The sequence below is a fragment of the Oleiagrimonas soli genome (genome assembly GCF_000761445.1).
GTDB classification, from domain to species: Bacteria; Pseudomonadota; Gammaproteobacteria; order Xanthomonadales; family Rhodanobacteraceae; genus Oleiagrimonas; species Oleiagrimonas soli.
In genome coordinates, this window is the sequence record NZ_KN196470.1 from 1,301,481 (window position 1) to 1,315,259 (window position 13,779).

The window sequence follows — 13,779 nt, forward strand, 5'->3', positions numbered from 1 at the left end:
GCGTCTCGTGCGCGAGCTGCCGGATGACCTGTTGCTTCGGTCTCGTCCGTATATCCTTGGCGTTCCATGCCTGCCCGGCCCGCCGCCACGTTTGCCTTGCATGTCCGACCTTCACGCCACCGCTAAGCAGTGCCTTGATTGCGCCGATCCGCAGGAGAAACTGCGTCTGACGCATGCGGCCTGGGCTGCCCTGCAGCGCGGCGAGCTGACGCCCGATCCCGACGCACCCCCGCCGCAGCCGATCGCGGCCGGCCGTCCCGAGCGCCCGCGCCTGGTGCATCCGCGCGAACTCGCGCAGCGCGGCTTAGGCACCATTGAAGGTCGCGTCGCGCTAGTGCATGCCGTCGCGCACATCGAATTCAACGCCATCAACCTGGCCTGGGACGCGGTCTACCGCTTCCGCGGCATGCCCGCGCAGTACTACCGCGACTGGGCCAGCGTCGCGCACGACGAAGCGCGGCACTTCGCGATGCTGTCCGCGCGACTAGCGGAGTTGGGCCACGCCTACGGCGATTTCGACGCCCACAACGGCCTGTGGGACATGGCCGAGAAAACCGCCCACAGCGACGCCGCGCGCATGGCCCTGGTCCCGCGCGTACTCGAAGCACGCGGCCTGGACGTCACGCCGGGCATGATCGAACGCCTGCAACGCGTCGGTGACGATGCCACCGTCGCCGTGCTCGAAGTGATCCTGCGCGAAGAAGTCGCCCACGTCGCCTTCGGCAGCCGCTGGTTCCGCTGGTGCTGCGAGCGCGACGGCCTGGAACCACGCGCCACCTTCCGGAAGTTGCTACAGGAATACATGGGCAGCAACCTGCGCGGGCCGTTCAATCATGATGCGCGTCGTGAAGCCGGCTTCGACGAAGCTGAGCTCGAAGCGCTCGAAGCCGGGCTCTGACCTGGGCCGACCTGCCCGATGCGCGCGCACGCAGACGCGGTGTCCAGCTATTTCAGCAGGTTGCGGTCCGTTACACCCTCTGATTCGTCCGCGTAACTTATACACCTTGTATTCCGTCGCATAACAACACACGCAGCGATGAGCAGGGTTCTTGCCGGAAAGAAGCCAACCCAATGATTTCTTGTAAGGTTTCGCTGATTGTTCCCGTGAGGAGCGGCGTGCATACTTGTTGCAACACCCCGATTAGGGGGTCGAATTTAAGTTAGGCCTCACAACACTACATATCGCATGATAAATTCATACCGAAGCGATCATCCGAACCATGTTCACCAGCTTACAGTAGCGGTGTCAAAGCACTACTATGCTTCAAAAGACGGCGCGCTGAAGTACCAGAAAAAGCCGATGGAGATTTCACTCTCCGAAACACGCGCATCCGCGCGAAGGCACATGGTCATATATTCCCTTCGAGATCATTGCAGCGGCGTATTCTACTCGGAGATTGCGTTTTGCCCTTCAGTTCCGACCGCTCAAGACTTTCTGGGTAGGGCTTGGGGCCGTAAAGCCGATTATCTATTTCATGGGCTACCTGTCCTACTCACCATTCCTCGTACGGTTCAAGCGGTGTTCCCTTCATTGGCAAGTGACGCTGAGATGCTTGGTATTAAGTTGGTTGATGTAACAAGTGGGTTTCAAGGAGGCATTAGAGACCTAAGAACAATTGAAGACAGTTTGGTCCTGTCAATCAACAAGCCAATTGCGGAAGCCCAAGATTGGATAAATTACATTTGCGTCTCCCATGCAAAAGACGCTTCGCGGGTTCACGGCAAAACCAAGATTGAGCTCTGGCAGCAGGGCGTTCCCGCAATACGGCTACCAGCGGTGGGCTGGGGAAGTGAGGCCTAACAATTCGCTGCAGCCGACCGTCATCCCGCTACGCGGGCTGCCGGCGGCTGAGCTCAGGCGTCAGACGGCAGGGGGAGTTGTGGGCACAGAAGAAAAGTACGAATCGGACTTCACGTCAGACCTTAACTACGTGATTATGGAGGGAGCCAGTGATACGTTCGACTTCTCATATCTTCAGTCATTACTGCGCAAACCCAGTGAGGTAAACGCTATTGAGATTGGTCTACAAAATGGGCTGCCTGCAGAAATTGCAGCACTCTGTTACATGTTTGCGCAAGCTCGTATGGCCGAGAAATGGATGGGTACGATACAAGTCATTTTTTCTCGTGAAAAAAGGCGCCATGCCAAGCTCATCATCTTTGTTAAGCGGCATTCAATATATCGCTTAAACAAGCTCTTGGGAGAAAGGGCTGGGCCTTTGGCAAGTGCTTTCTATGATGAGTTTTGGCATATGCCATCCGACCCTACTTTCACAAGCCTAACTCTCGGGGGTGAGTAGTATATTGAATACTTTCTGCAAATGGTGTCACCATTTCGCCGCCGCCTGTCAATAGAACCATAAGCGCCCGTCGCCCCGCTGTCGGGGAGATCGGTGCCACGTAGCTATGGGTCCGACTTCCGCTGTTTTTTCGGCACGAGGATCGCGCCAGTCACCGTTCTAACGTAAAGTGGTGTCAGGGACGGTTTGATTTTTTTAGGTGTTAGATTGTATGGATGCGACTCGTCGCGACATCGTAAATTATTGGGCCGAACACCAAAGCGAGTGCGGCCTATCAGTCGACTGGGCTGAAGCTGAAAAGCTGTGCTGGCGATGTGCGCACAAGCGCATGCTGCAGCGTTGCCACATTATTCCTCGTTCATTGGGTGGCGATGAAAGTCCTAGCAATTTGGTGCTTCTGTGTGCTCAGTGTCATGCAGAAGCCCCTAATGTTGCTGACCCAGAGTTCATGTGGGTCTGGCTCCGCGCGCATGCCGTTCCATTTTATGGGACCTACTGGCAAGAGCGCGGGCTTCGGGAATACGAGCTCATCTATCGTGGAAAGCCATTTTTAGGTCTTGAGGACACCGATGATATTAGGCAGAGAATGCGGAGTGTTCTTGAGGAAATTTTCCCAAAAACTAGTAGGCACTGGGGTCAGGGCAAAATTAATCCTGCAACTTGGGCTTGGGTTTTATATCAGGTTGACCAAAGGGTGCGTGAGGGCTAAAAGTTGCAAAAACGGTTCCAGGTACACATGCGCCCGTTTGAATCGGAGCGGCAAAGGCTTCGAAGTACACCTGGAACCGTTCTGGAATCGTTCTGAACCGTTCATGTTCTGGCGAAATTTCTTTCGCAAGTCTCCGGCATTGTGGCCGTCTGACATTTCGTGCATGCAGTCCACGCGGTAAGTGACCGAGTAAATCATCGCTGGAACTGAAAACGGTTCCAGGTGCACTTACACCTGTTTGAGTCCGTAGGGCGAGTCACGCGGAAGTTCGCTTGGCTCCGAGTTTCGGGCTTAGGGCTTAGGGAGGGCTGCACCCGCTACATGTATTTCCAGTTGCGCTGCTTGCCTTCGGCGAGCCATTCCAGCGTGGTCGCGAGGCGTTTTTCGCGGGTGGCTTCGCGCTTGGCTTCGGTGATCCATTCGATGTACTCGCGGCGCTGGCCGGGCGGGAAACCCTCGAAGGTGGCGCGGGCCTTGGCGTGTTTCTTCAGTTTCAGGGCGGCGGCGAGGTCGTCGGGGACGGGGGCTTCCGGTTTGGCGGCGCGTTTGCGTGGTGCGGCGGTGCCTTCGCGGCGTAGACGCACGGCTTGTTTGAGCAGGGTGACGAGTTCCTTTTTCGGCGGCAGGTCGGCTTTCTTCTGGATGCGGCCGAACTGGCCCATCGCGTCGTCCGCGCTTTCGCCGAGTACCTGCTTGCCGTGCCAGAGGTTGAACGCGCAGTGTTGCTTGAACGCGGCCATGTTGCAGACGATGCCGCCGTCGACGGTGAAGCAGGGCATGCCCCATTTGATGGTTTCCTCGATGTCCTTGTCGGCGGCGTGCGCGACGGCGCGCAGGTGTTCGAGGATCGGGCGGGCGAAGTCGGCGGACTTGGCGATGTAGGCGTCGACGCGCGGGTCGGTGGCGGCCATGGCGGAGTCGTGACGTGGCGGAATGCCCAGCCTGCTACGGCGGTGGGCATTCGGCAAGCGCCTGGGTTTGTCAGGCGGGCGGGGGCTGTCCTGCTTGAGACTGGCGAACGGCTGGCCTGCGCGAGGGACGATGTCCATCCTGCGCCATGAGTGTCCGATGATTCGACGGCTGTGCAACGGACGGTGTTCACCTGCGACCGGGGATGTCCGTAGAGCGAGAGGATCGTCAGGCAGGCGGTTTCCGTCCTGCTGTGACGCGCTTCGTGCGACCCGTAGACGCCTCAGTCGCGGCGCGAGGTCGGTCGAGATTGAGCCAGCAATTGATCGAGCTGATTGGCGAAGGCCTGCCGGTCGCGGGTGCCGAGCGCCGATTGGCCGCCGGTGTCGATGCCGCTGGCGCGCAGCGTGTCCATGAAGTCGCGCATGTTCAGGCGTTCGCGGATGTTCTCCGCCGTGTAGCGTTCGCCGCGCGGGTTCAGGGCCACGGCGTTCTTGGCGACGACTTCGGCGGCGAGCGGGATGTCGGCCGTCACGACCAGATCGCCGGCGGACACGCGATGCACGATTTCGTTGTCGGCGACGTCGAATCCGGCCTCCACCTGCACCGCACGGATGTTGCGCGCGGCCGGCGTCTTGATCCAGCGGTTGGCGACGAGCGTCAGTTCGACGCCGGTGCGTTCGGCGGCGCGGAACAGGATGTCGCGGATGACGACGGGGCAGGCGTCGGCGTCGACCCAGATGTGCATCGCGCTGCGCTCAGTCGGCCAGCGGCAGGCCGCGCAGGTCGATGCCGTCGGCGTCGACGCGCAGCACCGAGCCTTGCTCGTACCAGTCGCCCAGCACGATGCGCTGCGCGTGCTTGCCGTCGAGGTCGAGATCGTGCACGTCCGGGCGGTGGGTGTGGCCGTGGATCAGCGTGATGACGCCGGCCTTGCGCATGGCGGCTTCGACGGCGTCCTGGTTGACGTCCATGATGGTCTCGCCGGTGCTGCCGGTGTGCGCCTGGCTTTCGGCGCGCGATTTCGCCGCCAGCGCGCGGCGCGCTTCCAGCGGCGTGGCCAGCACCTGCGCCTTCCACTCGGGCGTGCGCACATTGGCGCGCACTTGCTGGTAGACGGTGTCGTCGGTGCACAGCAGGTCGCCGTGCATGAGCAGGGTCGGCGTGCCGTACAGCGCGTGCACGGTGGGATCGTCCAGCAGGGTCAGGCCGGCGCGTTCGGCGAACGCCTCGCCGAGCAGGAAGTCGCGGTTGCCGTGCATGAAGTACACCGGCACGCCGGCGTCGCGCACGGCGCGGGTGGCGCGGGCGATGCGCGACGGCAGTTCGGCATCGTCGTCGTCGCCGACCCAGGCCTCGACCAGGTCGCCGAGGATGTACAGCGCATCGGCTCCGCGCACTTCGTCGCTGGCGAGGTAGCGCTCGAACAGCGCGGTGATGTGCGGGCGGCTGTCGTCCAGGTGCAGGTCGGAGATGAACAGGGTGCTCATGACTTCTTCTTGGCGGCGGGCTTGGTCGGCGCGGGCTTTTTCGCGGCGCTCTGGGCCTGCGCGGGCTCCGCCGCGCTGGCGGCCGCGGCCGGCGCTTCCTCGCCGATCACCTTGGCGCTCTCGATGACTACCAGCGGCTTGGGCACGTCGCCGGCGAAGGGACCCTGCGGGTGCGTGGGCAGCTTGGCGATCTTGTCGACCACGTCCATGCCCTTGATGACCTTGCCGAACACGGTGTAGCCCCAGGTCAGGCCGCTCTGGTCGCTGGTGTAGTCGAGGCGACGGTTGTCGACCAGGTTGATGAAGAACTGCGCGGTGCCCGAATCCGGGTCCGCGCCGCGCGCCACGGCGATGGTGCCGCGCAGGTTGGACAGGCCGTTGTCGGCTTCCGCCTGCACCGGCGCGCGGGTGCGCTTGGGCGTCAGTTCACGCGTATACAGGCCGCCCTGGATCAGGTAGCCGTCGATGACGCGGTGGAACACGGTGCCGTCGTAGAAACCGTCGCGCACGTACTGCAGAAAATTGGCCACGCTCTTGGGCGACTTGTCCGGGAACAGTTCCAGCGTGATGTCGCCCTGGCTGGTGTGCAGTTGCACTTCGGGACGCGGCACGGGCGCGTTTGCTGCCGTGGACGAAGCCGATGCGGGGGCGTCCTGCTGCGCCAGCAGCGCGGTCGGAAGCAGGATCAGGGCGAGGGCGAGCAGGATTCTTTGCATGGCGTGGAATCGTTGGTTCGGGCGCGGCGGAGCGGTCATGATACCCGGCGTGCGCGCCGGTGGCGGTGTTTGCGCGCCGCGCGTTCAGCCGCGGTCGGCATGCAGTTCCAGACGGATGCCGAGGTCGGCCATGTATGGCGCTTCGCGTTCTAGGTCGGTGGCGGTGAGCGGATGCCGCTGCAGCCATGCGCGCGGCAGGCGCAGTGCGATGCGTTCGCTGTCGGTGCGCAGATGCAGGGTCGGCAGCTTCTGCTCGCGGCGCGCGCGGCGCAGCAGCACGGCCAGACGCAGCAGGGCGGCGACGCGGCGCGCCAGGCTGCGGTAGCGCACGGGCAGGGCGTCGAACAGCGCCGGGTCGGGCTTGCGTCGGTGGCCCTGCACGATGGCCGCCAGCAGCTCCTGTTCCTGGCGCGAGAAGCCGGCGAGGTCGGCGTGGCGCAGGATGTACCCGGCGTGCACGTGATGCTGGCTGTGCGCGATCGACAGACCGATCTCGTGCACGCGCGCGGCCCAGCTCAGCCATTCGCGCTCGCCCGGATGGAACGACCAGCCCGCGCCGGCCTGCTCGAACAGCAGCAGCGCGGTGTCTTCGACGCGCGCGGCCTGGGCTGTGTCGACGGCGTAGCGCGCGGCCAGCGAGCGGATGCTGGCAATGCGCGGGTCGCGGTCGCTGCTGCGGCCGACCAGGTCCCACAACACGCCTTCGCGCATGGCGATCTCGCAGACCTGCATGCGGCGGATGCCGAGCGCGCGGAAGGCCGCTTCCAGCACGGCCACGCCGCCGGCGATGATCGGCGCGCGCTCGGGGCTGAGCGCCGGCAGATCGATGGCGTCGATATGGCCGGCTCTCAGCAGGTGCTCGCGCAGCGCCGCCAGATGTTCGGCGCGCACGCCGTCGTCGGATAGTTTCAGGGTCTGCACCATCAGGCCGATGGCCTTGGCGGTGCCGGACGAGCCGATGGTTTCGCTCCAGCCCAGCTCGCGGTAGTCGGCGGCGAATTGCTGCAGCTGCAGGCCGATTTCGTCCTGCGCGCGCTGCCAGCGCTCGGCGGTCAGCGCGCCGTCGGGAAAGAAGCGCAGCGTCGAGGCTACGCAGCCGACCTGGATGCTCTCGGTCTGCAGCGGTTCCAGCCCGCGGCCGACGATGAACTCGGTGCTGCCGCCGCCGACGTCGATCACCAGTCGGCGCTGCTTGGAGCGCGGCAGACCGTGGCTGACGCCGAGAAAGATCAGGCGGCCTTCCTCGCGGCCCGAGACCACTTCCACCGGCTGTCCGAGCGCCTGCTCAGCCTGCTCAAGAAAGCCTTCCGGATCGGCCAGCTGACGCACGGCGTTGGTGGCGATGGCGCGCACGTGGGCGCCGGAAATGCCGGCGATGCGCTGTCCGAAGCGGGCCAGACAGTCCAGCGCGCGTTGCAGGTAGTCGGGGTCGAGCGTGCCGTCGTTGCGCACGCCGGCGGCCAGCCGCACGCTCTCGCGTACGCGGTCGATGATGCGCGGCGTGCCCTTGTCGTAACGCGCCACGACCAGGTGAAAACTGTTCGATCCCAGATCGGCGGCGGCTAGCAGGTCGCCGTCGCGGAGAGTGTCGCCGGTGTCGCTCACGGACCGTTCCTTGCGTTCATCCGCGGATGATGACACGCCGAGGCCGTCCATGCAGGCCGTTCAGCCCAGTGGAGTGAGCAACGATTTCTGCGCGCTGTGCGCGGGCGCGTCGCCCGGCGCGGTGCGCGTGTAGCGGCCGTCGGCGTTGAGCAGCCAGGCCTGGGTATTGTCCTGCAGATAGTTGATCAGCGCCTCGTCGTAGACGCGCTGGGCCAGCTCCGGGTCCAGGATCGGGAAAGCTACCTCGATGCGATGGCGCAGGTTGCGCTCCATCCAGTCGGCGCTGGAGCAGTACAGCTCCGCATCGCCGCCGTTGGCGAACCAGTACACGCGGCTGTGTTCGAGGAAGCGGCCGACGATCGAGCGCACGCGGATGGTGTCGGACACGCCGGGCAGTCCCGGCCGCAGCGTGCACGCGCCGCGCACGATCAGGTCGATCTCGACGCCGGCGCGCGAGGCGCGGTACAGGGCCTCGACCACGCTGGGCTCGTTGATGGCGTTCATGCGCGCGATGATGCGCGCGGGGCGTCCCGCCTCGGCGTGCGCGATCTCACGGTCGATGCGTTCGAGCACGCCCTGGTGCAGGCTGAACGGCGATTGCAGCAGGCGCTTGAGCTTGGCGACCTGGCCCAGCCCGGACAGCTGCTGGAAGATGTTGTGCATGTCCTCGCCGATCTCCGGATGCGCGGTGATCAGCGACAGGTCCGTGTACACCCGCGAGGTGCCGGTGTGGTAATTGCCGGTGCTGAGGTGCGCGTAGCGGCGCAGGCGGCCGTCCTCGCGGCGCACGATCAGCAGCATCTTGGCGTGGGTCTTGTGACCGACGATGCCGTACACGACCTGCACGCCGGCTTCCTGCAGGCGCGTGGCCAGCTCGATGTTGGCGGCCTCGTCGAAGCGCGCGCGCAGCTCGACCACGACGGTGACGTCCTTGCCGTTGCGCGCGGCCTGCACCAGCAGATCGATCAGCGGCGACTCGATGCCGACGCGATACAGGGTCTGCTTGATCGCCAGCACCTGCGGATCGTGCGCGGCCTGGCGCAGCAGTTCGACCACGGTCTGGAAGGCGTCGTACGGCTGATGCAGCAGGATGTCGCGCTGGGCCACGGCCTCGAACAGGCTGGTGTGATGGGTCACCGCCGGCGCCAGACGCGGCGTGAACGGCGCGAACTTCAGGTCCGGCCGTTCGATCATGTCGTAGATGGCGACCACGCGGTTGAGGTTGACCGGACCGTCGCAGCGGTACACGTCGTGCTCGCCGAGGCCGAAGTTGGCGGTCAGCAGGTCGGTGATCGGTTTCGGGCAGTCGCTGGCGATTTCCAGCCGCACCGGCATCGCATAGCCGCGCCCGGCCAATTCCTCGGACAGTGCCGAGGCCAGGTTCTCGACTTCGTCCTCGTCGACGATCAGCTCGCTGTTGCGGGTGACGCGGAACTGGTACGAACCCTTCACGTGGAAGCCGGGGAACATGTCGTCGGCGAAGTGATGCAGCAGGCCGGACAGGAACACGAAGTCGTGCTCGCCCTCGGCGACCTCGTCGGGCAGGCGGATGATGCGCGGCAGCGAGCGCGGCGCGCGCACCAGGGCCATGTGTCCCTCGCGGCCGAAGGCGTCGCGGCCTTCCAGGGTCACGGCCAGGTTCAGGCTCTTGTTGAGGATGCGCGGAAACGGGTGCGCCGGGTCCAGGCCCAGCGGCGACAGCACCGGCAGGATCTCGTTCTGGAAGTAGCCCTTCAGCCAGCGCTGCTGCTTGTCGCTCCAGTCGCGCCGACTGACGAAGCGGATGCCCTCGGCTTCGAGCGCAGGCAGAAGTTCCTCGTGCCAGACCACGTACTGTTCGGCGGTCAGTTCCAGGGCGCGTTCGCGGATCTGGTCCAGCACCTCGCGCGCGGCCATGCGGTCGGGACCGGGGATGGCGTCGCCGAAGGCGAAGTGATGGCGCAGCGCGGCCACGCGCACCTCGAAGAATTCATCGAGGTTGGTGTTGGTGATGCACAGGAAACGCAGGCGTTCGAGCAGCGGCACGTCCGGGTCGCGCGCCTGCGCCAGCACGCGGAAGTTGAATTCCAGCGCGGCCAGCTCGCGGTTGATGTACAGCTCCGGCTGCTGCAGGTCGTCGGGCAGGGCGGCGGTACGGGCGTGTTCGGGCGCGGCGTTCACGGGGAAATCCTGGCGGTTCGGGTCCATCATAGCCCCGGAATGATGACGCGGGGATGGCACGCCGTTCAGGCGTCCAGACGTATCGGCTTGAGCAGGCGCATGGAGCCGAAGCGGCAGCTGAAGCGCGAGCCGTGGCCGGGTTCGCTCTCGATGTGCAACTGCGCCTGGTGGCGGTTCAGCACGTGCTTGACGATGGACAGCCCGAGTCCGGTGCCGCCGGTGTCGCGCGAGCGGCTGGACGAGACGCGGTAGAAGCGCTCGGTCAGGCGCGCCAGATGGTTGGCGGGGATGCCGTAGCCGGTGTCCTCGACGGTGAAGCGCGCGCCTTCGTCGGTGCGTTCCCAGATCAGCGTGATGCGGCCCTGCGTGGGCGTGTAGCGCACGGCGTTCGAGACCAGGTTGGAGAACGCGCTGTGCAGCTCGCGCACGGAACCGTACAGGTCGGTGTCGGTGCGTTCCTGCAGTTCGATGTGGTGGCGGCCGTGGCTCAGCGCCAGGGCCTCCTTGCGCAGCGTCGCCAGTAGCGGACGCATGGCGACGTGCTCTTCCTGCAGCGGCTGGTGCGTCTCCAGGCGCGACAGCATCAGCAGGTCCTCGACGATCTGGCCCATACGCTCGGACTGCACGCGCATCTCGGCGATCACCGGCGCCAGTTCGGGCTGGTCCTCGGGATCGAGCAGTTCCAGGTAGCCGTGGATCACCGTCAGCGGCGTGCGCAGTTCGTGCGAGACGTTGGCGACGAAGTCCTGACGCACTTGCTCCAGGCGCATCAGGTCGCTGATGTCGCGGCCCAGCATCAGCCGCTGATGGTGGCCGAACGGCATCATCACCATGCCCAGGCGCAGCGCCGGGCGATTCGGCGCCGGCACGTCGTTGAGCGGTTTCTCGGCGCCGCTCTCCAGCCAGGGGCCGAGCGTGCTCTCGCGCAGGCGTTCGATCAGCAGCGTGCCGCGGTCCTGCGGCCGGCGCAGACCGAGCAGGTCTTCGCTGGCGTGGTTGAACCAGCGGATGCGGCCTTCGCCGTCCAGCAGCACGGCGGCGTCGGGTAGGGCGGCGGCGGCGTTGCGCAGGTCGCGTAGTTGCAGCGACAGTCGGCGCGAGCGCAGGCGCAGACGTTCGTAGCGGGCGTCGGGAATGAAGCGGCTGTTCTCGACCGCCACGCCGAGGCGGTGCACGCGCACCAGCAGCACGGCCGCCGCGATCAGCGCCGCCAGCGACAGGCACAGCAGCGTCTGGCCGATCGCCGCGCCGAGCAGGGTGGCCAGGATCACGCCGCCGATCACGCTGGCGGCGGTGGCGGCGAAGCCGGGGACGGACATGCTGCGCTTCACACGTTGCCCGAGAAGCGGTAGCCGGCGCCGCGCACGGTCTGCACGAGGTTGTCCAGTTTCCACGGTTCGAGCGCCTTGCGCAGGCGGCGGATGTGCACGTCGACCGTGCGCTCCTCGACGTAGACGCTGCCGCCCCATACGTGATCGAGCAGCTGCGAGCGTGAGTACACGCGTTCGGGATGCGTCATGAAGAAGTACAGCAGGCGGTATTCGGTCGGGCCGATGCGCACCGGCTCCTCGCCCGCGAACACGCGGTGCGCGGGGCCGTCCAGGCGCAGGCCGCCGATCTCGATCATGCCGGCTTCGTCGTCGCCGTGGCTGCGCCGCAGCACGGCCTTGATGCGGGCGATCAGCTCGCGGGTGGAGAACGGCTTGACCACGTAGTCGTCGACGCCGGCTTCCAGACCGCTGACGCGATCCATTTCCTCGCCGCGCGCGGTCAGCATGATGATCGGCACCTCGCGGGTCAGTTCTTCGCGCCGCATGCGGCGGGCGAATTCCAGACCGCTGGTGCCGGGCAGCATCCAGTCCAGCAGCACCAGATCCGGCACCGTATCGGCGATGGCCAGCTGTGCGGCCTGCGCGTCTTCGGCGTGGATCGGCTCCATGTCCGCCTTGCGGACGGCGAACGCCACCATCTCCCGGATGGAGGCTTCATCTTCGACGATCAGGATGCGCTTGTGCACGCCTCGTTCCCTGCCTTGTTGGGCTGTGACACGATTATTGCAGCGTCCCAGTGTTACCGCGCGATGACAATCCGCGTTATCCGCATGTCAGGCTGAAACATAATTGCGATGCCGAGCCCATGGCGCGCTCGCCCTGCAAGGGCGAACGCCCGTCCGGATCGCGGTCGGGCGTATCGATCTTGCGCTTGCGCAGTTCCATCAGCAGCGGCGTCAGCTGGGCGATGTGCGCGTTGATGCGGGCGCGCTGGTAATAGTTCAGGTCGGGGCGGTCGAGCAGGCGGCGGAACTGCTGCATGGCGTCGAACGGTCGGCCGGAGAGGTAGCTGGCGTAGGCGTAGGCTTCGCCGGCGCGCACCGGCATGTCGGCCTTCTCGCTGGCGCGGGCGTAGCTGGTGTAGAGGTCCGGGTCCTCGCTGTCGTCGAGCATCGGACGCAGCATGTCCTCGGCCTTGCGCGCCTGTGCCTTGGTGCCGGCCTGGGTCAGCGCATGGGCGTAGGCGATGGCGATGGCGTGATCGTCCGGCGCGTTGGCCGACAGCGACGCGTACTGCGCGAAGGCGGCATCGTGCTGCCCATTCTGGAATTCCGCGTTGGCCAGCGCCAGGCGCAGCGTGGTGTTGCCGGGATACTGCTTCAGCAGCGGCTGCAGTTGGCGGACGGCTTTGGCGGGCTGGCCGGTCCGGATCAGGGTCAGCGCGTAGCCGTAGCGGTTCCACGGCGTGTCGAAATCCTTCCGCGGCAGGTTGCCGGCGTAGTAGTCCAGCAGCGTGTTGGCGTCGCCGCTGAGCACCCGCACGCGTTCGCGCATCAGCTTGAACAATGACAGTTCGGTGTCGGCTTTGTGTCCGCTGCGTTGCGGCTGGATCAGTACGTCGGGGGTCTTCACGAAGGGCAGCGGCACGGTGCTGTTTTCCAGCGTCGCTGCATTGAGCTGGGGATGCGGCTGCTTCTTCATCTGCTCTTCGAGCGCGCGGGCGCGGGCGCGGGCGTCGCTGATGCGCGCGGCGGTCACCGGATGGGTCTGCAGCAGTTCGGGCACGGAGACGCCGCCGCTGCCGGGGCGCAGCGTGTCTTCCATGCGCTGGAAGAAATCGGCCATCGCTTCCGGGTTGTAGCCGGCGCGCGCCAGGGTCTGGATGCCGACGCGGTCGGCCTCGGCCTCGTCGGAACGGGTGAAGTTGATCTGCCGCTGTGCCAGCAGGCCCTGGCCGCCGGCCAGCACGGCCATGCCGGCGTCGCCGCTGTTGTGCCCGGTGGTGCCGGCGGCGATGGCGCCGAGCAGCACCAGCGCCATCAGCGGGGCATCCTTTTTCGAGGCCTCGAAGGCGCGCTCCAGGTGATGCTGGGAGATGTGGCCGATCTCGTGGGCCATCACGCCGGCCAGTTCGCTTTCGTTCTGGGCAATGGTGATGAGGCCGGCGTTGACGCCGATGTAGCCACCGGGAGCGGCGAAGGCGTTGATCTCCTGGTCGCGGACCACGAAAAAGGTGAATTTCTGCTTCGGATCGTCGCTGGCGGCGACCAGACGGTAGCCGACGCTGTTGAGGTACTCGTTGGCCTGCGGATCGTCCAGCACCATGTGCAGCGCGCGCATCTGATGCAGCATCGCCGCGCCGTATTGCGAGGCCTCCTGCGGCGAGATCAGCGCACCGGCGGAGCTGCCCAGATCCGGCAGACGCACATCGCGATCCTGCGCCCCGGCAGCGAAGCTGAGACTGGCGATGAACAGGGCGAGCAACGGTGAGCGTAGGGACATGGGCGGTCGCGAAGGTCGAAAACGGGCCGGATGCGCCGTGACGGCGCGCGTGTCCTGAGGTTCGACCACGATACCCCAGCCCCGGTTCACCGGCCAGCGTGTGCGCGGCGGCCGGTT

General features: G+C 65.5%; 12 protein-coding genes. 3 read left to right on the forward strand and 9 right to left on the reverse strand.

What is annotated here, in order from left to right:
• Positions 1-100: 100 nt before the first annotated feature.
• The 3 genes from LF63_RS05635 (at position 101) to LF63_RS16470 (ending at position 3,009) form a co-directional block, all read left to right on the forward strand.
• Positions 101-898, forward strand: a complete 798-nt coding sequence (locus LF63_RS05635; RefSeq protein WP_043100225.1) for a ferritin-like domain-containing protein — start codon at positions 101-103, stop codon at positions 896-898.
• 796 nt (positions 899-1,694) lie between these two features.
• On the forward strand, positions 1,695-2,300 hold the full coding sequence (locus LF63_RS15745; RefSeq protein WP_152569258.1) for a hypothetical protein: 606 nt from the start codon (positions 1,695-1,697) through the stop codon (positions 2,298-2,300).
• A 211-nt stretch (positions 2,301-2,511) separates the two neighbouring features.
• Complete coding sequence (locus LF63_RS16470; protein ID WP_081945110.1) at positions 2,512-3,009, forward strand: HNH endonuclease; 498 nt, start codon at positions 2,512-2,514, stop codon at positions 3,007-3,009.
• Positions 3,010-3,326: 317 nt separating this feature from the next.
• On the opposite strand, the gene LF63_RS05640 is transcribed toward LF63_RS16470, so the two are convergent.
• From LF63_RS05640 to LF63_RS05680, 9 genes are all read right to left on the reverse strand, one after another.
• Complete coding sequence (locus tag LF63_RS05640; protein ID WP_043100227.1) at positions 3,327-3,920, reverse strand: YdeI/OmpD-associated family protein; 594 nt, start codon at positions 3,918-3,920, stop codon at positions 3,327-3,329.
• Positions 3,921-4,201: 281 nt separating this feature from the next.
• The gene (locus tag LF63_RS05645) at positions 4,202-4,666 is read right to left on the reverse strand and encodes a YaiI/YqxD family protein (RefSeq protein WP_043100229.1); all 465 of its coding nucleotides are present in this window, start codon (positions 4,664-4,666) and stop codon (positions 4,202-4,204) included.
• A gap of 10 nt (positions 4,667-4,676) precedes the next feature.
• Positions 4,677-5,408, reverse strand: coding sequence for a UDP-2,3-diacylglucosamine diphosphatase (locus LF63_RS05650; RefSeq protein ID WP_043100232.1), 732 nt, complete (start codon positions 5,406-5,408; stop codon positions 4,677-4,679).
• Positions 5,405-6,124 (reverse strand): peptidylprolyl isomerase, encoded by a 720-nt coding sequence (locus LF63_RS05655; protein WP_043100234.1) that lies wholly within the window; start codon positions 6,122-6,124, stop codon positions 5,405-5,407. The genes LF63_RS05650 and LF63_RS05655 overlap by 4 nt, the downstream gene beginning before the upstream one ends.
• A gap of 84 nt (positions 6,125-6,208) precedes the next feature.
• Complete coding sequence (locus LF63_RS05660) at positions 6,209-7,780, reverse strand: Ppx/GppA phosphatase family protein (protein ID WP_081945111.1); 1,572 nt, start codon at positions 7,778-7,780, stop codon at positions 6,209-6,211.
• A gap of 9 nt (positions 7,781-7,789) precedes the next feature.
• The gene (ppk1, locus tag LF63_RS05665) at positions 7,790-9,916 is read right to left on the reverse strand and encodes a polyphosphate kinase 1 (protein ID WP_043103272.1); all 2,127 of its coding nucleotides are present in this window, start codon (positions 9,914-9,916) and stop codon (positions 7,790-7,792) included.
• A 38-nt stretch (positions 9,917-9,954) separates the two neighbouring features.
• The gene (gene phoR / locus LF63_RS05670) at positions 9,955-11,208 is read right to left on the reverse strand and encodes a phosphate regulon sensor histidine kinase PhoR (RefSeq protein WP_043100236.1); all 1,254 of its coding nucleotides are present in this window, start codon (positions 11,206-11,208) and stop codon (positions 9,955-9,957) included.
• 8 nt (positions 11,209-11,216) lie between these two features.
• Positions 11,217-11,906, reverse strand: coding sequence for a phosphate regulon transcriptional regulator PhoB (gene phoB, locus LF63_RS05675; RefSeq protein WP_043100238.1), 690 nt, complete (start codon positions 11,904-11,906; stop codon positions 11,217-11,219).
• Between the two features lie 76 nt (positions 11,907-11,982).
• The gene (locus LF63_RS05680) at positions 11,983-13,662 is read right to left on the reverse strand and encodes a beta-barrel assembly-enhancing protease (RefSeq protein WP_052394749.1); all 1,680 of its coding nucleotides are present in this window, start codon (positions 13,660-13,662) and stop codon (positions 11,983-11,985) included.
• Positions 13,663-13,779 lie beyond the last annotated feature (117 nt).